Origin of the sequence: Pseudomonas sp. 22189 (assembly GCF_052045635.1) — a bacterium.
GTDB classification, from domain to species: Bacteria; Pseudomonadota; Gammaproteobacteria; order Pseudomonadales; family Pseudomonadaceae; genus Aquipseudomonas; species Aquipseudomonas parakoreensis.
Window position 1 is genome coordinate 158,028 of the sequence record NZ_JBQEPG010000009.1, and the last position, 25,045, is coordinate 183,072.

At 60.9% G+C, this 25,045-nt stretch carries 18 protein-coding genes; 7 read left to right on the plus strand and 11 right to left on the minus strand.

All coding sequences use genetic code 11. The features are described from left to right. Window positions 1-258 precede the first annotated feature (258 nt). Genes nirB through cobA form a run of 4 tightly spaced genes read left to right on the plus strand, consistent with a single transcriptional unit; the run spans window position 259 to window position 6,519 of the window. Window positions 259-2,712 carry a nitrite reductase large subunit NirB gene (gene nirB, locus ACTJKS_RS11925; protein WP_108182158.1) on the plus strand — a complete coding sequence of 818 codons (2,454 nt, stop codon included), beginning with the start codon at window positions 259-261 and terminating at the stop codon, window positions 2,710-2,712. Next, the gene (nirD, locus tag ACTJKS_RS11930; protein ID WP_041067740.1) at window positions 2,709-3,026 is read left to right on the plus strand and encodes a nitrite reductase small subunit NirD; all 318 of its coding nucleotides are present in this window, start codon (window positions 2,709-2,711) and stop codon (window positions 3,024-3,026) included. Before nirB ends, nirD begins: the two co-directional genes overlap by 4 nt. Then, on the plus strand, window positions 3,026-5,740 hold the full coding sequence (locus ACTJKS_RS11935) for a nitrate reductase (RefSeq protein ID WP_108182157.1): 2,715 nt from the start codon (window positions 3,026-3,028) through the stop codon (window positions 5,738-5,740). The genes nirD and ACTJKS_RS11935 overlap by 1 nt, the downstream gene beginning before the upstream one ends. An 11-nt stretch (window positions 5,741-5,751) precedes the next feature. Then, window positions 5,752-6,519 carry a uroporphyrinogen-III C-methyltransferase gene (cobA, locus tag ACTJKS_RS11940; RefSeq protein WP_108182156.1) on the plus strand — a complete coding sequence of 256 codons (768 nt, stop codon included), beginning with the start codon at window positions 5,752-5,754 and terminating at the stop codon, window positions 6,517-6,519. Between the two features lie 96 nt (window positions 6,520-6,615). Here the strand turns inward: cobA and ACTJKS_RS11945 are convergent, their stop codons facing one another. The 8 genes from ACTJKS_RS11945 to ppsA all read right to left on the minus strand — a co-directional run bounded on the left by ACTJKS_RS11945 (window position 6,616) and on the right by ppsA (window position 14,888). After that, window positions 6,616-7,665: an OmpA family protein gene (locus ACTJKS_RS11945; RefSeq protein ID WP_027613290.1), complete on the minus strand. Its 1,050-nt coding sequence runs from the start codon at window positions 7,663-7,665 to the stop codon at window positions 6,616-6,618. 107 nt (window positions 7,666-7,772) lie between these two features. Then, window positions 7,773-8,363, minus strand: a complete 591-nt coding sequence (gene sigX, locus ACTJKS_RS11950; protein WP_064116922.1) for an RNA polymerase sigma factor SigX — start codon at window positions 8,361-8,363, stop codon at window positions 7,773-7,775. Between the two features lie 87 nt (window positions 8,364-8,450). Further along, window positions 8,451-9,275: a mechanosensitive ion channel family protein gene (locus tag ACTJKS_RS11955; protein WP_007916401.1), complete on the minus strand. Its 825-nt coding sequence runs from the start codon at window positions 9,273-9,275 to the stop codon at window positions 8,451-8,453. A 2-nt stretch (window positions 9,276-9,277) separates the two neighbouring features. Continuing rightward, window positions 9,278-9,526 (minus strand): hypothetical protein, encoded by a 249-nt coding sequence (locus ACTJKS_RS11960; protein ID WP_003223293.1) that lies wholly within the window; start codon window positions 9,524-9,526, stop codon window positions 9,278-9,280. A gap of 63 nt (window positions 9,527-9,589) precedes the next feature. Then, window positions 9,590-10,585, minus strand: a complete 996-nt coding sequence (locus tag ACTJKS_RS11965; RefSeq protein ID WP_108182155.1) for a zinc transporter ZntB — start codon at window positions 10,583-10,585, stop codon at window positions 9,590-9,592. Window positions 10,586-10,607: 22 nt separating this feature from the next. Then, complete coding sequence (gene rraA / locus ACTJKS_RS11970) at window positions 10,608-11,099, minus strand: ribonuclease E activity regulator RraA (protein ID WP_108182154.1); 492 nt, start codon at window positions 11,097-11,099, stop codon at window positions 10,608-10,610. A gap of 226 nt (window positions 11,100-11,325) precedes the next feature. Continuing rightward, entirely contained in the window at window positions 11,326-12,315 is a 990-nt protein-coding gene (locus tag ACTJKS_RS11975; RefSeq protein ID WP_108182153.1) for an alpha/beta fold hydrolase, read from the minus strand. Window positions 12,316-12,512: 197 nt separating this feature from the next. Further along, window positions 12,513-14,888, minus strand: a complete 2,376-nt coding sequence (ppsA, locus tag ACTJKS_RS11980; RefSeq protein ID WP_041067660.1) for a phosphoenolpyruvate synthase — start codon at window positions 14,886-14,888, stop codon at window positions 12,513-12,515. A gap of 174 nt (window positions 14,889-15,062) precedes the next feature. On the opposite strand from ppsA, the gene ppsR reads away from it, so the two are divergent. From ppsR to ACTJKS_RS11995, 3 genes are all read left to right on the plus strand, one after another. Beyond that, window positions 15,063-15,881, plus strand: a complete 819-nt coding sequence (gene ppsR / locus ACTJKS_RS11985) for a posphoenolpyruvate synthetase regulatory kinase/phosphorylase PpsR (protein ID WP_007960912.1) — start codon at window positions 15,063-15,065, stop codon at window positions 15,879-15,881. A gap of 442 nt (window positions 15,882-16,323) precedes the next feature. Continuing rightward, complete coding sequence (locus tag ACTJKS_RS11990) at window positions 16,324-18,069, plus strand: ABC transporter permease (protein WP_108182152.1); 1,746 nt, start codon at window positions 16,324-16,326, stop codon at window positions 18,067-18,069. 14 nt (window positions 18,070-18,083) lie between these two features. Beyond that, window positions 18,084-19,406, plus strand: a complete 1,323-nt coding sequence (locus ACTJKS_RS11995; protein ID WP_108182151.1) for an ABC transporter ATP-binding protein — start codon at window positions 18,084-18,086, stop codon at window positions 19,404-19,406. Between the two features lie 24 nt (window positions 19,407-19,430). Here ACTJKS_RS11995 and prpD read toward each other — a convergent pair whose 3' ends face one another. From prpD to acnD, 3 genes are all read right to left on the minus strand, one after another. Next, complete coding sequence (prpD, locus tag ACTJKS_RS12000; RefSeq protein ID WP_108182150.1) at window positions 19,431-20,915, minus strand: 2-methylcitrate dehydratase; 1,485 nt, start codon at window positions 20,913-20,915, stop codon at window positions 19,431-19,433. A 182-nt stretch (window positions 20,916-21,097) separates the two neighbouring features. Further along, window positions 21,098-22,300 carry a 2-methylaconitate cis-trans isomerase PrpF gene (gene prpF / locus ACTJKS_RS12005; RefSeq protein ID WP_262949595.1) on the minus strand — a complete coding sequence of 401 codons (1,203 nt, stop codon included), beginning with the start codon at window positions 22,298-22,300 and terminating at the stop codon, window positions 21,098-21,100. A 54-nt stretch (window positions 22,301-22,354) separates the two neighbouring features. Then, entirely contained in the window at window positions 22,355-24,949 is a 2,595-nt protein-coding gene (gene acnD, locus ACTJKS_RS12010) for a Fe/S-dependent 2-methylisocitrate dehydratase AcnD (protein ID WP_262949596.1), read from the minus strand. Between the last annotated feature and the right edge of the window lie 96 nt (window positions 24,950-25,045).

Consider the following 25,045-nt stretch of genomic DNA (forward strand, 5'->3'; position numbering starts at 1 on the left):
GCAAAAAATCCCGTCTATAACCGCTTCCGCCTAATAAACACGCCATCCTGCCACTTGGCACAACCACTGCATTACCCGTTTCACCATACATAAAGCCCAACCTTCAACGACGAAGGTTGCGCTTCCCGAGAGAACGGGACCAGGACAAAGGCGTCCTCGCTAGGCAACTAGCGGGACGCCTTTTTTTGTTTGCGCAACATTTGTCGAGCACGGCCTGACTGCCCACAAGAGGCCAGCCACCGCTCCCCGGAGAACCTGATGAAAAAACTCAAACTGGTGATGATCGGCAATGGCATGGCCGGGGTTCGCACCCTGGAAGAACTGCTCAAGCTGAGCAACGAGCTGTACGACATCACGGTCTTCGGTGCCGAACCGCACACCAACTACAACCGCATCCTGCTGTCGCCGGTGCTGGCCGGTGAGCAGACCTTCGAAGAGATCGTGCTCAACGACCTCGACTGGTACCTGGAAAACCACATCAAGTTGCTGCTCAACCGCAAGGTGGTGCAGATCGACCGGGTCAAACGCCGGGTGATTGCCGAAGACGGCACCGAGGCCGAATATGATCGCCTGCTGATCGCCACTGGTTCGACACCGTTCATCCTGCCGATCCCCGGCAATGACTTGCAGGGTGTGATCGGTTACCGCGACATCGCCGACACCCAGGCGATGATCGACACCGCCAGAACCCACAAGCACGCGGTGGTCATCGGCGGCGGCCTGCTAGGCCTCGAAGCCGCCAACGGCCTGATGCTGCGCGGCATGCACGTCACGGTGGTGCACATCGGCGAATGGCTGCTGGAGCGGCAACTGGACAAGACCAGCGGGCAACTGCTGCAAAGCGCCCTCGAAGCCCGTGGCCTGCACTTTCGCTTGTGCGAGCAGACCCAGGCCCTGCACGACGCGGGCAATGGCCGGGTCGGCTCGGTGCAGTTCAAGAACGGCGAGATCATCCCTGCCGATCTGGTGGTGATGGCTGCCGGCATCCGCCCCAACACCGAACTGGCGGAGCGCGCCGGCATCCCGTGCAATCGCGGGATTCTGGTCAACGACACCCTGCAAACCTACGATCCGCGCATCTATGCCATTGGCGAGTGCGCCAGCCATCGCGGCATCGCGTATGGCCTGGTGGCGCCGCTGTTCGAACAGGCCAAGGTGTGCGCCAACCACCTCGCGCAACTGGGTTTCGCCCGGTATCAGGGTTCGGTGACCTCAACCAAATTGAAAGTCACCGGCATCGACCTGTTTTCCGCCGGCGATTTCATGGGCGGCGAAGGCACCGAAACCATCACCCTCTCCGACCCGATCGGCGGCGTGTACAAAAAACTGGTGATCAAGGATGACGTGCTGGTCGGCGCCTGTCTGTACGGCGATACGGCAGATGGCGGTTGGTATTTCCGACAGATTCGTGAGAATCACGCCATCGGCGAGATCCGCGATCACCTGATGTTCGGTGAAAATTCTATCGGCGACGTAGGACATCAGGGCCAGGACAAAGCCATGGCCATGGCCGACACCGCCGAAGTCTGCGGCTGCAACGGCGTGTGCAAGGGCACCATCGTCAAGGCGATTCAGGAACACGGCCTGTTCAGCGTCGATGACGTGAAGAAGCACACCAAGGCTGCAAGTTCCTGCGGCTCCTGCGCCGGGCTGGTCGAGCAGATCCTGATCAACACCGTCGGCGGCGCGGCGGACGTCAAACCGAAAAGCGAAAAAGCCATCTGCGGTTGCAGCGACCTCAACCACGGGCAGATCCGCCAGGCGATCCGCGAACAGCATCTGCTGACCATCGCCGACACCATGAGCTACCTCAACTGGCGCACCCCGAATGGCTGCGCCACCTGCCGTCCTGCGCTGAACTACTACCTGATTTCCACCTGGCCCGGCGAAGCCAAGGACGATCCGCAATCGCGCCTGATCAACGAACGCGCCCACGCCAACATTCAGAAGGACGGCACCTATTCGGTGGTGCCACGGATGTGGGGCGGCGTGACCAACCCTGCGGAATTGCGGCGCATCGCCGACGTGGCCGACAAGTACAACGTACCCATGGTCAAGGTCACCGGCGGTCAGCGCATCGACCTGCTGGGGATCAAGAAGCAGGACTTGCCGGGCGTCTGGAAAGACCTCGACATGCCCTCCGGCCACGCCTACGGCAAATCCATCCGCACCGTGAAAACCTGCGTCGGCAGCGAGTTCTGCCGCTTCGGCACGCAGAATTCGACGCAGTTGGGCATTGAGCTTGAGCACGACCTGTTCAACATGTGGTCGCCACACAAAGTGAAACTCGCTGTCTCCGGATGCCCACGCAACTGCTCGGAAGCGGGGATCAAGGACGTAGGAATCATCGGCGTCGACTCCGGCTGGGAGATGTACATCGGCGGCAACGGCGGGATCAAGACGGAGGTCGCCGAGTTCTTCGTCAAGCTGAAAACCGCCGAGGAAGTCCGCGAGTACAACGGCGCGTTTCTGCAGCTCTATCGCGAAGAAGCCTTCTACCTCGAACGCACCGTGCACTACCTGCAACGGGTCGGCATGGAGCACATCAAGAAAGCCGTGCTGGAAGACCCCGAGCGCCGCAAGGCCCTGAATGAGCGCCTGCAGTTCTCCCTGTCGTTCGAACAAGACCCGTGGAAAGAGCGCCTCGCGCAGCCGCAACTGAAGAAAGAATTCGAGGTGATCCCCGTGAAAAACCTGGAGGTGCCGGCATGAACTGGCTCGATATCTGTGCCCTGGAAGAGATCAATGCCCTTGGTTCGCGGATCATTGCCGGGCCGAAAGGCGACATCGCGATTTTTCGGACGAGCGATGACGAGGTTTTCGCCCTTGACGACCGCTGCCCGCACAAGGGTGGGCCGCTGTCACAAGGTTTGATCTACGGCAAACGCGTGGCCTGCCCGCTGCACAACTGGCAGATCGACCTGCAAACCGGCGAGGCCCAGGCTCCGGACATCGGCTGCGCGCACCATCATCCGGCCCGGGTCGAAAACGGCCGCGTGCAATTGGCACTGCGGGAAGCGGTCTGATGAACCGCCAGACGACCGCCTCGACCTGCTGCTACTGCGGCGTCGGCTGCGGCGTGCTGATCGAGCATGACGGCGAGCGCATCCTCGGCGTCAGCGGCGATCCGGCGCACCCGGCCAACTTCGGCAAACTGTGCAGCAAAGGCTCGACCCTGCACGTGACCGGCGATCTGGCTGCCCGGGCGCTGTACCCGGAGCTGCGCCTGGGCAAAGGCCTGGCGCGCAGCCGTTGCGACTGGGACACGGCGCTGGATCACGCAACTCAGGTCTTTGCCCAAACCATCGCCGAACACGGCCCGGACAGCGTGGCGTTTTACATTTCCGGGCAGTTGCTGACCGAGGACTATTACGCCTTCAACAAATTGGCACGAGCACTGGTCGGCACCAACAACATCGACAGCAATTCCCGGCTGTGCATGTCGTCGGCGGTGGTCGGTTACAAGCGCAGCCTCGGCGCCGATGCGCCGCCGTGCAGTTACGAGGATCTGGAGCTGAGCGATTGCGTGATGATCGCCGGCAGTAACATGGCCTACGCCCATCCAGTCCTTTTCCGACGCCTGGAAGAGGCAAAATCGCGCCGGCCGCAGATGAAAGTCATCGTCATTGATCCCCGGCGCACCGACACCTGTGAGTTGGCCGACTTGCATCTGGCGATTCTGCCCGGCACCGATGTCGCACTGTTCCATGGGATTTTGCATCTGCTGCTGTGGGAAGACTGGATCGACCGCGACTTCATCAAGGCGCACACCGACGGTTTGCCTGAGCTGAAAAATCTGGTGCGCGACTACACCCCGCAAATGGTTGCGCAACTGTGCGGGATCAGTGTCGAGCAATTGCAGCAGTGCGCCGAATGGGTGGGCACCGCGCCAAGTTTCCTGTCGCTGTGGTGCATGGGCCTGAATCAGTCCACCGCTGGCAGCGCAAAAAACAGCGCGCTGATCAATCTGCACCTGGCCACCGGGCAAATCGGCCGCCCGGGTGCAGGACCTTTCTCTTTGACCGGTCAGCCAAATGCCATGGGCGGGCGGGAAACCGGCAGCCTGTCCAATTTGCTGCCCGGTCATCGTGAAGCGGCCAATCCTAAGCATCGCGACGAAGTGGCAGCCTGTTGGGGTGTCGATCAACTGCCTCAAACCAGCGGCCTCAGCGCTATCGAGCTGTTCGAGCGGATGCGCAGCGGGCAGATCAAGGCGCTGTGGATTGCCTGCACCAATCCCGCACAGTCCATGCCTGATCAACAGGCGGTGCGCGAGGCGCTGCAGACCTGCCCGTTCGTGGTGTTGCAGGAAGCCTTCCGCACCACCGAGACCGCCGCCTTCGCCGACCTGTTGTTACCCGCAGCCAGTTGGGGCGAGAAGCAAGGCTCAGTGACCAACTCCGAACGGCGCATTTCCCACGTACGGCAGGCCATTCTCCCACCGGGCGAAGCACGGCCGGACTGGGCGATCACCGTGGATTTCGCACAGCGGCTGGAGAAACGTCTGCGCCCACTTCAGCCGAGCCTGTTTGCTTTCGAGCAGCCGGCGCAGTTGTTCGACGAATACAAACAACTGACCCGTGGACGCGATCTGGACTTGTCGGGCCTCAGCCATCAATTGATTGATGAACTGGGACCGCAGCAATGGCCTTTTCCGGCCGGCGCCCGGCAAGGCACGGCACGCTTGTATGGCGACGGGATTTTTCCCACGGCTAACGGTCGCGCGCAGTTCGTCGCCGATCCTTATCGCGCCGCCAAAGAACAACGCGATGCACGGTTCCCACTGACGCTGATCACCGGCCGCCTGCGCGATCAATGGCACGGCATGAGCCGCACCGGCACGGCAGCGCAATTGTTCGGGCATGTCAGCGAAGCCGTGTTAAGCCTGCACCCGGACGAGTTACGCCGGCAGCGCTTGCAGCCGGGGGATCTGGTCAACCTGAAGAGTCGGCGCGGTGCCGTGATCGTCGCGGTCGACAGCGATGACGGCGTGCGCCCCGGTCAGGCATTTCTGCCGATGCATTGGGGCGACCGGTTTCTCAAGGGCGGGGTCAACAGTCTGACCTTGCCGGCCTTCGATCCTTTGTCGAAACAGCCCGAACTCAAACACAGCGGCGTGCGTCTGGAAGCGGTAAATCTGCCATGGCACTTGTTCGCCCTGATCGAGGGCGATGTTCAACGGCATTTCGAGACGCTACGACCTCTCTGCGAGGCGTTTTCCTATGTGAGCCTCAGCCTTGTCGGACGTGAGCGGCCCGCGCTGCTGATACGCGCTGCCAGCGTCACGCCGCCAGAGCCGCAACGGCTGCGCGACATCGACCAGTGCCTGACGCTGCTCGACGGTCCAGTGCTGGCCTACGACGACCCGCGCCGCGCCATTGGCAAACGGGTACGCATCGAAAACGGCCGAATCACCGCAATCCGCCTCGCGGGCGAAACCCTGGCTCAGCACTGGCTGCAAGGCTTGTGGCTGGAGGGTCGCGCCGATGAACAACTGCGCCGCTGGCTTCTGGCGCCGATGAGTGCGCCACCCGGCAATGCCGGCATTCAGGCCAATCCGGGCAAAACCCTGTGCAACTGCAAAAACGTCAGTCACAGCGCGGTGTGTGCCGGAATTCGCCAAGGCCTGGATCTGCAAGGTCTCAAACAACAACTGGGGTGCGGCACGCAATGCGGCTCGTGTGTCCCTGAAATCAAGCGTTTGCTGGCCGCTGATCTGCAGCCGGTATCGGTCATCTGAAGGAAAACACCATGAATGCAAAAGTCTGGCTGGTGGGCGCAGGCCCCGGTGATCCCGAGTTGCTGACGCTCAAAGCGGTACGCGCGTTGCGCGAAGCAAAGGTGGTGTTGATTGACGACCTGGTCAATGACGCCCTGCTGGAGCATTGCCCTACGGCGCGAATCATTGCCGTGGGCAAGCGCGGTGGCTGTCGCTCGACGCCGCAGGCCTTCATCCATCGGCTGATGCTGCGTTATGCCCGCCAAGGCCTATGCGTGGTGCGGCTCAAGGGCGGTGACCCGTGCATTTTCGGCCGTGGTGGTGAGGAGGCGCAGTGGTTGCGCGAACGTGGGGTTGAGGTCGAGCTGGTCAACGGCATTACCGCCGGCCTTGCTGGCGCGACACAGTGTGATATTCCGCTGACGTTGCGCGGTGTGGCGCGCGGGGTGACGCTAGTCACCGCGCATACCCAGGACGATAGCCAATTGAACTGGCAGGCGCTGGCGCAAGGCGGTACGACACTGGTGATCTACATGGGGGTGGCCAAACTGGACGAGATCCGCGATCAGTTGTTGGCGGGCGGGATGGCGGCGGATATGCCAGTGGCGATGATCGAAAATGCCTCTCTGCCAGAACAGCGCGAGTGCCGCAGTGATCTGATGAGCATGGGTGACGACGCTTGCAGGTTTGGACTGAAGAGCCCGGCCATTCTGGTCATTGGCGCGGTGGCCGCAGTTGCTGAAAATCAAAGAATCGCAGCCTTCGGCAGCTCCTACAGGATGTGTGCGGATACCGTGTAGGAGCTGCCGCAGGCTGCGATCTTTATAGCTTCAAAGCCAAATCGCAGGCAAAGAAAAGCCCGGCCTGAGCCGGGCTTTTCTCGTAGCGGCAGCTAATTACTTAGCTTGAGCTTCAACCTGCGCTTCTACGCGACGGTTAACAGCACGGCCAGCTTCAGTTTTGTTGTCAGCAACTGGGCGGGATTCGCCGTAGCCGATCGACTGAACGCGGGACGACTCAACACCGTACTGCTGGGTCAGAACTTGCTTAACGGCGTTTGCACGACGCTCGGACAGTTTCTGGTTGTAAGCGTCAGGACCGACGGAGTCAGTGTGACCTTCAACAGTGGTGTGAGTGGCTGGGTACTGCTTCATGAAGTCAGCCAGGTTCTTGATGTCAGCGTAGCTGTTTGGCTTGACGACCGACTTGTCGAAGTCGAATTTCACGTCCAGCTCTACACGAACAACTTCAGCAACTGCTGGGCAGCCATCAGCGTCAACAGTTACGTTGGCTGGGGTGTCCGGGCACTTGTCAACGTTGTCGCAAACGCCGTCGTTGTCGCTGTCGGAGCAGACTTCAGCCGGAGCTGGAACTGGAGCAGCAGCTGGCTTGCCGCCGCCACCGAAGTTCACACCCAGACCAACCGATGGAGCGTAGTCCCAACGGCCGTTGTCCAGTTTGTAGTCAGCTTCTACGCCAGCACGGGCGAAGAAGTTTTCGGCGAAGTAGTACTTAACGCCAGCGCCAGCAGTCAGGAAAGTCGACTGGTCGCGACCGGTGTGGCCGTCAGCAGCTACGTTGGTCAGGTTGCCATGCTTAACGCCACCTTCAACGTATGGACGCAGAGCGTCGCCAGCGTTGTTGAAGTGGTATTGAGCGGTCAGACCGAAGTTGTCACCACGCAGTTTCTGGCTGCCGGTACCGTCGTTCGAACGGGTGTGGTTGTTACGATCCCAGCCGAAGTTGATCGAGACGTCATCGGTCAGGAAGTAACCGATTTTGGCGCCTGGGTTGAAGCCGTCTTCGACATGATCAATGCTGTCGTTGTACTGCTTCTTGTAGTTGATCTCGCCTTCAACTGCGCCTTGGCCTTGTGCCAGTGCGCCGAACGAAGTAGCGGCAATAAGAGAACCAATGGCCAAGCCCAAGGTGTTTTTCAGTTTCATCCGTTAAATCCCCATCTGGTGATTGTGAAGCAGTCCCGCAAACCGGGGGACAACTCGGCGGCAAGTCTATCAGAACTTGCCTACACGTAAGAGATATTTGCGCTGAACTAAGTTTCAGCAATGCCTGCAAATTTCTCACGCAATTTGTCTAGAGCACGTTTGTACCGCATTTTTGTCGCACTCAAACCCATGTGCATGATGTCTGCGATCTCCTGAAACTCCAGCTCTGCGACAAATCGTAGCACCAGAATTTCACGGTCAATCGGGTTCACATACACCAGCCAGCGATCGAGTCCGCCCTTCTCCTCGGGTTTCGGCGCCTTTTCTTCCGACGCTTCTTCCAGCGGGTCCAGACTCAAGGCGTCCATCAAGCGACGCTTTCGCCGTTCCTTCCGATACTGCGTGATGCATTCGTTATACGTGATGCTGTAGAGCCAGGTTTTGAACTTCGATTTCCCCTCGAAGTTCTTCAGGCCATACAGCACCTTAAGCATCACTTCCTGACAGACATCGTCTGCGTCGCGATCGTTCCCAAGATATCTCGCACAAACGTTAAATAATGTTCTCTGGTAACGCCGCATCAGCTCTTCATAGGCGCGCGTCACGTGAAACAGCTCGGTATGCGCGCGCGCGACCAGCTCCTCATCAGAGAGCTCACGGGGGTCATAGCGCGTGGATAGCGTTTGGGCTTTATTCAAAACAAGTCGTGCCGACAGTCAGGTCAATGTCCGCCGCACCCCTTTCAGGGCATTTTGCGGCGGCATACATTAGCAGGGTTTGCCGGGTTAGCGGCTACTCACATGCTGTTCCAGCAGGATCCGATTGGAAAGTGAGACTAGCTCACCCTCATCGGTCAGCAATGTGGTTTTAACCGTGCCGATCTCTTCGATCTGGCCTTCGACCTCACCAACACGCACTTGTTGCCCAACCTGGTACAACTCACGCACATAGATTCCCGCAAGAATCTGACCGGCAATTTCCCGGCTTCCCAACCCCATGGCCAGCGCTACGGCCAGACCAACGGTAATCAATACGATGACGATTACGTGGTTCAGCAGGTCGGTCTTGACCTCAAGCTGACTGATCGCGACCGAGATGCTGATGATGATCACCAGCCCCTGGGCAATGCGGCCCAAACCCGAAGCGTAGTCCAGCCCTACACCTTCTGCCGCCCCGCGCACGAGGCCGTTGGCCAATTGCGCGAGCAAAACACCCACCAGCAACACCAGCGCGGCGCCGAAAACTTTCGGCAAATACAACGCCAGCATGTCCAGCGTAGCTGAAACTCGCTCAAGTCCAAGGGACTCTGCTGCAGAAACCAGAAAAATCAGCAGAACGAACCAGTAAACGATCTTGCCAATCAAGGTCGAGATCGGCACTTGCAGGCCGGCTCGCGACATCAATTTGGTCAGACCGGTGCCGCCCATCAGGCGATCAAGGCCCAGCTTGGCCAGCAGCTTGGACAGCAGGGTATCGAGCAACTTGGCCACCACGAAGCCCAACAGCAGCACGACCAGTGCGCCGAACAGGTTCGGGATGAAATTGGCGACTTTGGTCCACAACGCAGTCATTGCAGTGACGAGGCTCTGAGTCCAGAGATCAAGTTCCATATTCAATCAGCCTTATCAGCAGTGCGTGCAGTAGTTTTACGAAGACGGGAAACCGGCGAAACGTGGGCCGATCCGTTATTCAGGGCGATCATCAGCGCGGGCAACCAGCGGCCCAGCAGGCTGAACAGATCACCGGCGCCCACCTGGCGGTTGGCGGTTTTGAGTACGCGACCCAGGCAGGCATCGTCGTCGCGGCTGGACGGCGAGGCGTTGAGCATGTCGCGCAAAGACTGTTCAAACGGATCGTGCATACGCACCTCTCGTGATGTCTGTGAAAGACGCGGGCAAATTTGGTCGGGTCACATGTTGCATATTCACACCCAGCGCAAACGGCGGAATAACCACCATTGACCGATGGCCATCGCCAGCACTGTCAGACAGGCAATCAGGAAACCATAAGGGCTGCTCGAGAACGGAATGCCGCCCACGTTGATACCCAATAGACCGGTGAGAAAACTCATCGGCAAAAAGATGCAGGTGATGATGCCGAAGCGGTACATCGTGCGATTCATGCGCACGTTCAAACGCCGGTCTTCGGCCTCCAGCACCAGCCCCATGCGCTCTCGGGTCAGTTCCAGCTCTTCGAGATAGCGGGTCAGGCTGTTGTTCAATTCGTTCCAGTAGTCAGCATCATCATCGACAAACCACGGCAGTTTTATCCGCGTCAGTTGTCCGAAAATATCCCGCTGCGGCGCCAGAAAACGCTTCAGTCCGGCCGCCCTGCGACGGATGTGCAAAATCGAGCCATGTTCGGGGGTATACCGTTCGTCGGCATCGAGCTTTTCTTCCTCTTCATCGACCAGTTCCGACAGGCACGTGACCAGATCCTGCACCTTGTGGGTGAGGAATTGCGCCAGATACAGGATCAGCTCAGAGGAGGTTTTCGGGCCTTTGCCTTCGTTCAGCAGCGCCAGCAGTTCATCGGTGGCGCGCAACGGGCGCAGACGCAGCGAGATGACGCGCTGGGCGGAGGCGAAAATCCGCACCGAGACCATGTCTTCCGGCTCGGCCCCCGGGTTGAGGTTGACCCCGCGCAGAAACAGCAGCAACTCGGCATCCGGCAACGGCAGCAGGCGCGGCCGAGTGTTCTCTTCCAGCAGCAGGTCGCAGGCGAATTCATTCAGGCCGCTGGATTTGCGCAGCCAGGTCTGGGTTTGCGGATGACTGCGATCCCAATGCAGCCACAGGCTCTCATGGGCCTGCAGCTGCAGATCGTCGAGTTCAGTCCGGGCAATCGAACGCGCACCGCCTTTACCGTCCAGCACCAGGGCGTGCACCAGCCCCCACTGCGCGTTTTCTTCCTCGAACATCCGCATCCCTTTGTCGAAAAACTTATTCGGGCATCTGCAGCGGACTTGGCGAAACGATCACGCCGTTGTTGTCCGCATAGATGTAATGGCCCGGATGGAACGTCACGCCGGCGAAAGTCACCGCTACGTTGAGGTCACCGATGCCACGTTTTTCGGTCTTCATCGGATGGCTGGCCAACGCCTGAACGCCGAGATCGGTCTGGGCAATAACGTCGACATCACGGATGCAACCGTAGATGACCATCCCTTCCCAGCCGTTTTTCGCGGCTTTCTCGGCGATCATGTCGCCCAGCAGCGCGCGGCGCAGCGAACCGCCGCCATCGACCACCAGCACCTTGCCGCTGCCCTTGAGTTCGGCTTGCGCCTTGACCAGCGAGTTGTCTTCGAAACATTTGATGGTCACGATTTCGCCGCCGAAGGAATCACGGCCGCCGAAATTGCTGAACATCGGCTCCAGCACCTGAACCAGCTCCGGATAGGCGTCGCACAGGTCAGGCGTAAGGTAATGGTTCATCGAAAAACTCCTGTAAAAAGGAAGACGATCTAGGATGTCGCACTCTGTTGAAACGAGTCCCGGCGGTCGCTGTTTACCTTAGTTCATGCAATGGTCGCTGAACGAACCTGAACAAACGCTGAAACGTAATAGCTAAACAGCCACCAAATATGACCAGAACCGCACAATGCGTCATATCTTAGCCGCAAGCCGACCTGAACGAAATGCCCTTTTCAGAGCACCCGGCTCAGACCGCAGCAGCAAGATCCGGCTTGTCGCCGAGCAACGGCGTCTGCTGATCGCTCAACCAACGCGCCACCAGTGGCCAGACCTCGGCCTGCGCCGCTTTGCTCACCAGCATCTCGACATGCCCGAAGTTGTCGCTGAAGCCCTGCTCGCGCCCCAGATTGACGAACTGTTTGTGCTCGGAGCCGATCTGCTCGAACAGTTTGCGACAGGCCCACGCCGGATCCTGGTGATCCCCCGCTGCCGTCACGGCCAGCACCGGCACCTGCACCTCGGCAAGCCCTGCCCACCAATCCTTGTCCTTGTCGCCAAACCGCCCGAACAGGCCGTACCAGCGCATGCTTTCCAGCGCCAGACCGATGGGTTCGTCTTCCGGGCCGCGCTTGAGGCGCGAGCCGGACAATTGCGCGAAACGCTTGAGAATGAAGCGCCCGCTCCACTCCACCGGCGGAATCTTCAACGGCCAATAAGTGCGGCTGACCTGCGTGCCGAAAAACGCCGCCGAGGCCACCGCCGGCTCGCCGAGGTATTCGCCACCGAGCGCCGCCGCCAGGGTAATGCCACCCAGCGAATGACCGATCCAGTGCGGGACCTGCCCGCTCTGCTCACGGACGAACGCGGCAATCACCGGCAGATCGTAACGGGCGTAGTCGGCCACGCGGTTGCGCCGGTAGTCCTCGTTGCGTTGCGACAGGCCGTGGCCGCGCATCTCCGGGATCCACACGTCGAAGCCCAGACGCGTCAGGTAAGCGCCCAGGCCCAGGCCTTTGGGGGAAAACCAGAAGCGCCGGTTGGAAAAACTGCCATGCAGCAAAATCACCGGCACGCCGCGCGGCGCCGTGTCATCCGCCATGCCCAAGCGGGTCACGGCGATCTCCACGGACCAGTCGGGACTGTTGCCGGGTTTGAGTCGATAGACATCTTCGCTCAGATCACCGCGACGTTCGGCGCTGATCAGGGCGACAGGAAACAGGTTGCTGCTGCTTTGCATAATGCTCTTGCACAAAAAAGGGCGGCATCTACAGGAGCCCGCCCTACTCAAATCTCAAACCCGCCTCCCGTGGGAGCCAGCCTGCTCGCGAAAGCGGAGTGTCAGCCAACATCACTGATGAATGTTGCTACGTCTTCGTCGGAACGCCGCCCGGAGCAGGCTCGCTCCCACAAGGGGAACGGGCCGTTCACACCTGATTACGCCTGCGCTTGGCCTTCGGCGAGGAAGAACCAGGTTTCCAGTACGGAGTCCGGGTTCAGCGACACGCTTTCGATGCCCTGCTCCATCAGCCATTTGGCCAGGTCCGGGTGATCCGAAGGGCCCTGACCGCAAATGCCGATGTACTTGCCGGCCTTGTTGCACGCGGCAATCGCGTTGGCCAGCAGCTTCTTGACCGCCGGATTACGCTCGTCGAACAGGTGCGCGATGATCCCGGAGTCACGGTCCAGGCCCAGGGTCAGCTGGGTCAGGTCGTTGGAACCGATGGAGAAACCGTCAAAGAATTCGAGGAATTCTTCAGCGAGAATCGCGTTGGATGGCAGTTCGCACATCATGATCACGCGCAGGCCGTTGTCGCCACGGGCCAAGCCGTTTTCGGCGAGCAGATCGACCACCTGGCTGGCTTCGCCCAGGGTACGGACGAACGGCACCATGATTTCGACGTTGGTCAGGCCCATCTCGTTGCGCACGCGTTTCAGCGCGCGGCACTCAAGCTCGAAACAATCGCGGAACGATTCGCTGATGTAGCGCGAAGCACCACGGAAGCCGAGCATCGGGTTTTCTTCTTCCGGCTCGTACAGCTTGCCGCCGATCAGGTTGGCGTACTCGTTGGACTTGAAGTCCGACAGACGCACGATGACCTTCTTCGGCCAGAACGCGGCCGCGAGGGTGCTGATGCCTTCCACCAGTTTTTCGACGTAGAAACCGACCGGATCGTGGTAACCGGCGATGCGCTTGTCGACGCTGTCCTTGATTTCCTGCGGCAGGCCGTCGTAGTTCAACAGCGCTTTCGGGTGTACGCCGATCATGCGGTTGATGATGAACTCCAGACGCGCCAGACCGACACCGGCGTTCGGCAACTGCGCGAAGTCGAAGGCGCGGTCCGGGTTGCCGACGTTCATCATGATTTTGAACGGCAGCTCCGGCATGGCGTCCACGGAGTTTTTCTTGACGTCGAAGCCCAGTTCGCCTTCGAAGATGTAACCGGTGTCGCCTTCGGCGCAGGACACGGTCACGCCCTGGCCATCCTTCAGCAGTTGGGTGGCGTTGCCGCAACCCACCACCGCCGGAATCCCCAGTTCACGGGCGATGATCGCCGCGTGACAGGTACGGCCGCCACGGTTGGTGACGATGGCGCTGGCGCGCTTCATCACCGGCTCCCAGTCCGGGTCGGTCATGTCGGAGACCAGCACGTCACCGGCCTGGACTTTGTCCATTTCCGAGACGTCCTTGATGATCCGCACTTTACCGGCGCCGATGCGCTGGCCAATGGCACGACCTTCCACCAGCACAGTGCCGGTTTCTTTCAGCAGGTAACGTTCCATGACGTTGGCCTGGGTGCGGCTCTTCACGGTTTCCGGACGGGCCTGCACGATGTACAGCTTGCCGTCGTCACCGTCCTTGGCCCACTCGATGTCCATCGGGCAGCCGTAGTGCTTCTCGATGATCATCGCCTGCTTGGCCAGCTCGCTGACTTCAGCGTCGGTCAGGCAGAAACGTGCGCGTTCAGCCTTGTCGACATCGACGGTCTTCACCGAACGACCGGCCTTGGCCTCGTCGCCATAGATCATTTTGATGGCTTTGCTGCCCAGGTTGCGCCGCAGGATCGCCGGGCGACCGGCCTCCAGCGTGCCTTTGTGCACGTAGAACTCATCCGGGTTGACCGCGCCTTGGACGACGGTTTCGCCCAGACCGTAGGCGCCGGTGATGAACACCACGTCACGGAAACCGGATTCGGTATCGAGAGTGAACATCACACCGGCGGTACCGGTTTCCGAACGCACCATGCGCTGCACGCCAGCCGACAGGGCGACCAGTTTGTGGTCGAAGCCCTGGTGCACGCGGTAGGAGATGGCGCGGTCGTTGAACAGCGAAGCGAACACCTCTTTGGCGGCGCGGATAACGTTTTCCACGCCACGGATGTTCAGGAAGGTTTCCTGTTGACCGGCGAACGAGGCGTCCGGCAAGTCTTCGGCGGTGGCGGAAGAGCGCACGGCCACGGCCACGTCAGGGTTACCGGCCGACAGCGCAGCGAACGCGGTGCGGATCTCGGTATTCAGTTTTTCGGGGAATTCGGCTTCCATGATCCATTGACGGATCTGTGCACCGGTCTTGGCCAGCGCGTTGACGTCATCGACGTCCAGGGCGTCGAGAGCCTTGTGGATCTGGTCGTTGAGGCCGCTCAGTTCGAGAAAGTCGCGATAGGCCTGCGCGGTGGTGGCAAAGCCGCCGGGGACCGACACACCGGCACCTGCCAGGTTGCTGATCATCTCGCCCAGGGATGCGTTCTTGCCCCCCACATGCTCAACATCGTGTTTGCCGAGCTTATCGAGGGAAACTACGTACTCTACCAAGGTGATCTCTCCACTAACTGTGTTGGAAAAGCTCAGAAACCGGCAGCTCGGGGGAGCGTTGGCCGGCTGTATGGCCTGGACCTGGAAAATAAGTGAGAATGCGGGCCAATGGCGGCCGGCAAATCGCGCCTATCATATCCAAGAATGCTCATTAGCTTAAGGCCCAAGGTGCAAATGAAACGATCTGCTTTCTTTATCTCCGATGGCACCGGCATTACCGCCGAAACCCTGGGTCAAAGCCTTCTGGCGCAGTTCGAAAACATTACCTTCACCAAGCTCACGCGGCCGTATATCGACAACGCGGACAAAGCGCGGGCCATGGTACAACAAATCAACAAAGCCGCTGAAACCGACGGCTTCCGCCCGATCATCTTCGACACCATCGTCAATCAGGACATCCGTGAGATTCTCGCAACGTCCAATGGTTTCATGATCGACATTTTCTCGACCTTCCTCGCCCCGCTCGAACAGGAGCTGACCGAGCATTCCTCCTACACCGTCGGCAAGTCGCATTCGATCGGCCACAACTCCAATTACATGGAGCGTATCGAGGCGGTGAACTTCGCCCTCGACAACGATGACGGCGCACGCACCCACTATTACGACAAGGCCGACCTGATACTAGTGGGCGTGTCGCGATGTGGTAAGACGCCGACGTGCCTGTACATGGCGATGCAATTCGGCATCCGCGCGGCCAACTACCCGTTGACCGAAGACGACATGGAGCGTCTGACCCTGCCAACCGCCCTGCGCGCCCATCAGCACAAACTGTTCGGCCTGACCATCGACCCGGACCGCCTCACCGCGATTCGCAACGAACGCAAGCCCAACAGCCGCTATTCGAGCTACGCCCAATGCGAATTCGAAGTGCGCGAAGTGGAAAACCTGTTCCGCCGCGAGAACATCCCGCACATCAACTCCACGCATTTTTCGGTGGAAGAGATTTCGGCGAAGATTCTGGTGGAGAAAGGCGTCGAGCGGCGTTTCAAATAGCGTTGCGGTGCCTGCTCTGGCGCCTTCGCGAGCACGCTCGCTCCCACACTGGACCGCATTCCACTCGATCAAACCGCGGGAGGGGGCTTGCTCGCCACGGCCAATCTCGCTGATCCGCTCATTCAGCAAGCCCTCGGCCATGCCGCTGTCGGTCCGGCGGCTCGCGACGCGGCACCCTGCACGTGAAAATTTCTTCACCCAAAACCGACAGGTTCTTTACGTCTTTGTAACATCGCAAAACATACAATCCGCGCAAGCAGCGCATCCGGGCTGAAAACCCCGCTATGCCTGCCCTTCCGGCCTGTCGAATGCGCCAGGTCCGCAACATCCACTTCCCACTTGAACCTGAAGAACGAGCATCCGCTCATTCTCGGTGGGTCGTGCAGACAGAAGCTACGCTCAGACTGCCGCGCCCCTTTGGAAACCGCTGGAATCACTGCGTATGAAGAAAGTGTTCCGTCACTACATCCCGGCCACGGCCCGGCGCTTGCTGCCCAATCGCTGGGACCTGATCGCCATGCCGCTGGTGATCGGCTTCCTGCTGTTTTTCTCGATCACCGCCCGGGAAACCTGGGCGCCCATCGCCACCTTGCAGAGCGAAGTGATTTCCCTCGACCCAGGCAACCTGCAGGAATACGCCATGCGCACTACCCTGCGCATGCTTGCGGCGATGGTCGCGGCATTGGTGTTCACCCTGCTTTACGGCACCCTGGCCGCAAAAAGCCGCCGCGCGGAAAAACTGCTGGTGCCGGTGCTGGATATCCTGCAATCGGTGCCGGTGCTGGGCTACATCTCGTTCACCGTGACCTTCTTTCTGCTGTTGTTTCCCGGCCGGGTGCTCGGCGCAGAGTTCGCCGCGATCTTTGCGATTTTCACCAGTCAGGCGTGGAACATGACCTTCAGCTTCTACCAGTCGCTGCGCATGCTGCCGCGGGATCTGGTGGAGGTGTCGACCAACCTGCAACTGTCAGGCTGGCAGCGATTCTGGAAACTCGACGTGCCGTTCGCCATGCCCGGATTGATCTGGAACATGATGATGAGCATGTCCGGCGGCTGGTTCTTCGTGGTGGCGTCGGAAGCGATCACCGTCGGTGACCAGACCATCACCCTGCCAGGCATCGGCTCGTATCTGGCGTTGGCAATCGCACAGAAAGACCTGCACGCGGTGGGCTGCGTAATCCTGACGATGATCGTGGTGATCCTGATCTACGACCAGTTCCTGTTCCGCCCGCTGGTGGCCTGGGCCGACAAGTTCCGCATGGAGAACACCGCCTCGCAGACCGCCGCACCGGAGTCGTGGGTGCTGAACCTGATCCAGCGCACCCGCTTGATCCAACGCCTGCTGCGCCCGTTCAGCCGCGCCATCAGCCGGCTGGGCAACATGCGATTGAACCTGCCGCGCGCGGCGCGTCAGGCGATGACCTCTGACAACCCGGCGACATCCAGGAGAATCGACTGGATCTGGGGCGCGCTGATCGCGCTGCTGACCGCTTATGCGCTGTACCACATCGTGCTGTATGTCGGCACCGAGGTGACGATCGCTGAAGTCGGTCACGTGTTGCTGCTGGGGTTCTTCACCCTGCTTCGGGTCGCGGGGCTGATTTTCATCGCCTCGCTGATCTGGGTGCCACTTGGCGTGATGATCGGCCTGCGCCCGGCGCTGGCGGAGAAGATCCAGCCGCTGGCGCAGTTTCTCGCCGCGTTCCCGGCCAACCTGCTGTTTCCGGTGTTCGTCATCGTCATCCTGCGCTACCAGTTGAACCCGGACATCTGGCTCAGCCCGCTGATCGTGCTCGGCACCCAGTGGTACATCCTGTTCAACGTGATCGCCGGGGCCAGCGCCTTCCCCAATGATTACAAGGAGGCCGCAACCAACTTCCGCATTCGCGGCTGGCTGTGGTGGCGCAAGGTGATGCTGCCGGGGATCTTCCCGTACTACGTGACCGGCGCCATCACCGCTTCGGGCGGTGCGTGGAACGCCAGCATCGTTTCCGAATTCGTTTCCTGGGGGCAGGACAAGGTCGTCGCCCACGGTCTGGGCGCCTACATCGCCCAGACCACCGCCGCCGGCGACTTTCCGAAAATCACTCTGGGCGTGGTGGTGATGGCGATCTTCGTCGTGGCCTTCAATCGCTTGGTCTGGCGACCGATGTACGCCGTCGCCGAAAACAAACTCCGACTGAATTAACGGGATTCGCTGCGATGAATACCTACACCGAACCAACCGCCGCCAGCCCGGAAATCTATGCGCTCAACGACGTGAACCGGGTGTTTGGCAAGGGCAAGGAAGAACTGCAAGTGCTCAGCGGGGTCGATCTGACCCTGCGCGAAGGCGAGATCGTCGGCATGCTCGGCCGCTCCGGCTCCGGCAAGTCGACGTTGCTGCGGATTATCGCCGGACTGATCGAACCGTCGTCAGGCACAGTCCTGTACAACGGCCAGCCGCTGCACGGCCCGGCCGAAGGCGTGGCCATGGTGTTCCAGACTTTTGCATTGTTCCCGTGGCTGACCGTACTGGAAAACGTCGAGGCCGGCCTGCAAGCCTTGCAGGTCGAACGCAAAGCTGCGCGCAAGCGCGCGCTGGCCGCCATCGACCTGATCGGCCTCGACGGGTTCGAAAACGCCTACCCTCGCGAGCTGTCCGGTGGCATGCGCCAGCGCGTCGGATTCGCCCGCGCCCTGGTGGTCAACCCGACTTTGTTACTGATGGACGAACCGTTCTCGGCGCTGGACGTTCTGACCGCCGAAACCTTGAGGACCGATCTGCTGGACTTGTGGAGCGGCAAGCAATTGCCGATCAAATCGATCCTGATCGTCACCCACAACATCGAGGAGGCCGTGCTGATGTGCGACCGCATTCTGGTGCTGTCGTCCAACCCCGGACGTGTAGTGGCGGAAATCAAGGTACCGTTCACCCACCCACGCAATCGTCTCGATCCGACTTTCCGGCAGATGGTCGATGACATTTACGCGCAGATGACCGACCGCCGCAGCGCCGACGCCAGCGCCGGCAAGCCCGAGCTGAAAATGAGCAGCCCGCTGCCGGAGGTCTCGACCAACCTGATGGCCGGCCTGATCGAAACGATCGCCGCCGAACCCTACAACGGCCATGCCGGCCTGCCCACCGTGGCCGAACGGCGCTTGCTGGAGGTCGATGACCTGTTTCCGGTGGCCGAAATGATCGAACACCTCGGTTTTGCCGAACTCAAGGGCGCCGACATCACCCTGACCGAGGCCGGCAAACTGTTCGCTGACTACGGCACCCAAGAGCGCAAAACCCTGTTCGCCGAACATCTGATTCGCCATGTGCCGCTGGCCGCGCGCATCCGCCAGGTACTGCTGGAGCGCAACGGTCACCGCGCGCCACGGGTGCGTTTCGAGCAGGAACTGCAGGATTCGCTGACCGAAGCGTTCGTCGAGAAAACCCTGGAAGTGGTGATCGCCTGGGGCCGTTACGCGGAAATTTTCTCCTACGACGACCACACCGAAACCTTCAGCCTGGAGGATGTCGAGGGCAGCCTGTAGCCCTCGTCATCTCGGGCACTGCGTCTAGATCACGAACAGATCGACGAAGCGATTGACCGGTGTGGCTTCGAGCGCTTGCTGATCCTTGCACAGGGTGAAGATCTCGTTGCTGCGCTGCGCGGTGAAACGCGTCGCCAGGTTGGCCTTGAACTTGTCCTCCAGCAACGGGATGCCATCGGCGCGGCGGCGACGGTGACCGATCGGGTATTCGACCACCACGTTTTCGGTGCTCGTCCCGTCCTTGAAAAACACCTGCACCGCGTTGGCAATCGAGCGCTTGTCAGCCTCCAGGTATTCGCGGGTGAAACGCGGATCTTCGACGATGACCATCTTCTCGCGCAGTACATCGATGATCGGGTGCGCGGCGTGGAAGTCGTCCTCGTACTGCTCGGCCAGCAGGTTGCCGAACGCCAGCGGCACGGCGGTCATGTACTGCAGGCAGTGATCGCGGTCGGCGGCGTTGGCCAGCGGCCCGACCTTGGAGATGATGCGAATCGCCGACTCATGGGTGGTGATGACGATGCGGTCGATTTCATGCAAGCGGTTGCGCACCAACGGATGCAAGGTCACCGCCGCTTCGCAGGCCGTTTGCGCGTGGAATTCGGCGGGGAAGCTGATCTTGAACAGTACGTTTTCCATCACGTAACTGCCGTAGGGCCGCGAGAAGCTGAAGATGCGCTTGCCCTCCGGCTTGAGCGCCAGATCGTGGTTGGTGTGGCTGAACGATACGTCGTAGAAGCCCCACTGTTTGGCCGTCAACACCCCGGGAATGCCCATCTCGCCGCGTAGCGCGATGTCGGCCAGACGCACGCCGCGGCTGGTCGCATCCCCCGCCGCCCAGGACTTGCGCGACCCGGCGTTCGGCGCATGACGATAAGTGCGCAGCGCCTGACCATCGGCGAACGCATGGGACAACGCCGACAGCAGTTGTTCGCGACGGGCGCCCATCAATTTGGCGGTGACGGCGGTCGAAGCGACTTTCACCAGTAGAACGTGGTCGAGGCCGACGCGGTTGAACGAATTTTCCAGAGCGATCACGCCTTGAATCTCGTGGGCCATGATCATCGCTTCGAGCACGTCGCGCACGGTCAGTGGCGCTTCGCCGTTGGCGATACGTTTCTGCGACAGGTGATCAGCCACCGCGAGAATCCCGCCGAGGTTGTCCGACGGATGCCCCCATTCGGCCGCGAGCCAGGTGTCGTTGTAATCAAGCCAGCGCACGATGCAGCCGATGTCCCACGCGGCTTTCACCGGGTCCAGGCGATAGGGAGTGCCAGGCACGCGCGCCCCGAATGGCACCACGGTGCCCTCGACGATGGGGCCGAGGTGTTTGGTGCATTCGGGAAAACGCAGCGCCAGCAGGCCACAGCCCAGGGTGTCCATCAGGCAGTTGCGGGCGGTGTCGAGGGCTTCGGCAGATTCGATATTGAAGGTGAGGACGTAATCGGCAATGTCCTGCAGGACACGGTCGTAGTCGGGGCGGTTGTTCAGGTCGACGTTGGCGCTCATGTTCGATTCACTCTGGCAGTGGTTCGTTGATGGGACCTCGGTTCAGGCGATGGATTTTTATTTTTGAAAAGCAATCTCTGTAGGAGCTGCCGCAGGCTGCGATCTTTTGATCTTGATCTTGAAAAGCAAAATCAAAAGATCGCAGCCTGCGGCAGCTCCTACAGTTCTGTTCGGTGCTGGATTCAGAAGGAGTCGCCGGGGATGCGGACGAAGCCTTCCATCAGCACCCGCGCACTGCGGCTCATGATGGCTTTTTTCACCACCCACTCACCGTTTTCCAGACTGGCCTCGGCCCCCACGCGCAGGGTGCCGGACGGATGGCCGAAGCGCACAGCGTTGCGCTCGACACCGCCCGCCGCAAGGTTGACCAGCGTCCCGGAAATCGCCGCCGCCGTGCCGATCGCCACCGCTGCCGTGCCCATCATCGCGTGGTGCAGTTTGCCCATCGACAACGCACGCACCAGCAGATCGACATCAGCGGCAGCAATCGATTTGCCGCTGGACGCGACGTAATCCGCAGGCTTGGCGACAAACGCGACTTTCGGCGTGTGCTGCCGCTTGGCCGCTTCATCCAGACTCGAAATCAGGCCCATGCGCAACGCACCGTAAGCGCGGATGGTCTCGAACATCTGCAGTGCTTTCGGGTCGCTGTTGATCGCGCCTTGCAGCTCGGTGCCGGTGTAGCCGATGTCTGCGGCGTTGACGAAAATCGTCGGGATCCCGGCGTTGATCATGGTTGCCTGGAACGTGCCGACTCCCGGCACCTCCAGCTGATCGATCAGGTTGCCGGTGGGGAACATCGAACCGCCGCCGCCCTCTTCTTCCGCCGCCGGGTCCATGAATTCGACCTGCACTTCGGCGGCCGGAAAGGTCACGCCGTCGAGTTCGAAATCACCGGTCTCCTGCACTTCGCCGTTGGTGATCGGCACATGGGCGATGATGGTCTTGCCGATGTTGGCCTGCCACACGCGCACCACCGCCACACCGTTGTGCGGAATGCGGTTGGCATCGACCAGACCGTTGCTGATGGCGAACGAACCGACCGCTGCCGAGAGGTTGCCGCAGTTGCCGCTCCAGTCCACGAACGGTTTGTCGATGGAGACCTGACCGAACAGGTAATCGACGTCGTGATCAGCCTTGATGCTTTTCGACAGGATCACGGTTTTGCTGGTGCTCGAGGTGGCGCCGCCCATGCCGTCGATCTGCTTGTCGTACGGGTCGGGGCTGCCGATCACCCGCAGCAGCAAGGCATCGCGGGCCGGGCCGGGAATCTGCGCGGCTTCGGGAAGATCCTTGAGGCTGAAAAACACGCCTTTGCTGGTGCCGCCGCGCATGTAGGTGGCGGGTATTTTGATCTGCGGTGCGAACTTAGCTGCGTGAGCCATGGTGCTCCTTATCCGCAAACGCGGGTCAACCGACCCGCGCTCGCACTACGTGATTTAAACGGCAACCGCCGACTCTTCGAGGAAGTCCTGGGCGAAGCGCTGCAGCACGCCGCCGGCCTCGTAGATCGACACTTCTTCAGCGGTATCCAGACGGCAGGTCACCGGCACTTCAACGCGCTCGCCGGACTTGCAATGGATCACCAGCGTCAGGTCGGCACGCGGGGTGCGGGCGCCGATCACGTCGTAGGTTTCGCTGCCGTCGATGGCCAGCGTGTGACGGTCGGTGCCCGGTTTGAACTCCAGCGGCAACACGCCCATACCCACCAGGTTGGTGCGGTGGATACGCTCGAAGCCTTCGGCGACGATCGCTTCCACGCCTGCCAGACGCACGCCTTTCGCCGCCCAGTCGCGGGACGAGCCCTGGCCGTAGTCGGCGCCGGCAATGATGATCAACGGCTGCTTGCGCTCCATGTAGGTTTCGATGGCTTCCCACATGCGCATCACCTTGCCTTCCGGCTCGACCCGGGCCAGCGAACCCTGTTTGACCTTGCCGTTTTCCTGGACCATTTCGTTGAACAGTTTCGGGTTGGCGAAGGTTGCACGCTGCGCGGTCAGGTGGTCGCCACGGTGCGTGGCGTAGGAGTTGAAGTCCTCTTCCGGCAGGCCCATTTTCGCCAGGTATTCGCCGGCGGCACTGTCGAGCATGATCGCGTTCGAGGGCGACAGGTGATCGGTGGTGATGTTGTCCGGCAGCACCGCCAGCGGGCGCATGCCCTTGAGCGGACGAGCGCCGGCCAGCGCGCCTTCCCAGTACGGCGGACGGCGGATGTAGGTGCTCATCTCGCGCCAGTCGTACAGCGGCGTGACTTTCGGGCCGGTGTCTTCATGGATGGCGAACATCGGAATGTAGACCTGACGGAATTGCTCCGGCTTGACCGACGACTTCACCACCGCGTCAATTTCTTCGTCGCTCGGCCAGATGTCTTTCAGGCGGATTTCCTTGCCATCGACCACGCCGAGCACGTCTTTTTCAATGTCGAAACGGATGGTCCCGGCGATGGCGTAAGCGACCACCAGCGGCGGCGAAGCGAGGAACGCCTGTTTGGCGTACGGGTGAATGCGGCCGTCGAAGTTGCGGTTGCCGGAGAGCACGGCAGTCGCATACACATCGCGGTCGATGATCTCTTGCTGGATCACCGGATCGAGGGCGCCGGACATGCCGTTGCAAGTGGTGCAGGCAAACGCGACGACGCCGAAACCGAGTTGCTCCAGCTCCGTGGTCAGCCCCGCTTCATCGAGATACAGCGCCACGGTTTTCGAACCCGGCGCCAGCGAGGATTTGACCCACGGCTTGCGCGTCAGCCCCAGCTTGTTGGCGTTGCGCGCCAAGAGGCCGGCGGCGATCACGTTGCGCGGGTTGCTGGTGTTGGTGCAGCTGGTGATAGCCGCGATGATCACCGCGCCATCGGGCATTTGCCCCGGCACGTCATCCCACTGCCCGGAAATGCCTTTGGCCGCCAGATCCGCTACCGCCACACGGGCGTGCGGGTTGCTCGGGCCGGCCATGTTGCGCACCACCGAAGACAGATCGAAACTCAGGCCACGCTCGTATTGCGCGCCTTTCAGGCTGTCAGCCCACAAGCCGTTGAGTCTGGCGTACTGCTCGACGAGCTGCACTTGCTGGTCTTCGCGACCGGTGAGTTTCAGGTAGTCGATAGTCTGCTGGTCGATGTAGAACATCGCGGCGGTGGCGCCGTACTCCGGGGCCATGTTGGAGATGGTTGCGCGGTCGCCGAGGGTCAGCGCCGAGGCGCCTTCGCCGAAGAACTCCAGCCAGGCGCCGACGACTTTCTGTTTGCGCAGGTATTCGGTCAGCGCCAGCACCATGTCGGTGGCGGTGATGCCCGGTTGCAGCTTGCCGGTCAGTTCGACGCCGACGCTCTCCGGCAGGCGCATCCACGAGGCGCGGCCGAGCATCACGCTCTCGGCTTCGAGGCCACCGACGCCGATGGCGATCACGCCCAGCGCATCGACGTGCGGGGTGTGGCTGTCGGTGCCGACGCAGGTGTCGGGGAACGCCACGCCGTCGCGCACCTGGATCACCGGAGACATTTTCTCCAGGTTGATCTGGTGCATGATGCCGTTGCCCGGCGGGATCACGTCGACGTTCTTGAAGGCCTTTTTGGTCCAGTTGATGAAGTGAAAACGGTCTTCGTTGCGCCGGTCTTCGATGGCGCGGTTCTTCTCGAACGCCTGCTTGTCGAAACCGCCCGCTTCCACCGCCAGCGAGTGGTCGACGATCAGTTGCGTCGGCACCACCGGGTTGACCTGCGCCGGGTCGCCACCCTGCTGGGCAATCGCGTCACGCAGGCCGGCGAGGTCCACGAGCGCGGTCTGGCCGAGAATGTCGTGGCAGACCACGCGCGCCGGGAACCACGGGAAGTCGAGGTCGCGTTTGCGTTCGATCAGTTGCTTGAGGGAATCGGTGAGCGTGGCCGGGTCGCAGCGACGCACCAGGTTCTCCGCCAGCACGCGGGAGGTGTACGGCAGGGTGTCGTAGCTGCCGGGCTGAATCGCCTCGACCGCCGCACGGACGTCGAAATAATCCAGGGAACTGCCAGGCAGGTTTTTGCGGAATGCTGTGTTCATCGGGTCAGGGCTCGGGTCACGGTGGTTTCAAAGGGTGGCTGACACAACCTGAGTTGCACACCATCCACTGTGGGAGCGAGCCTGCTCGCGAAAGCG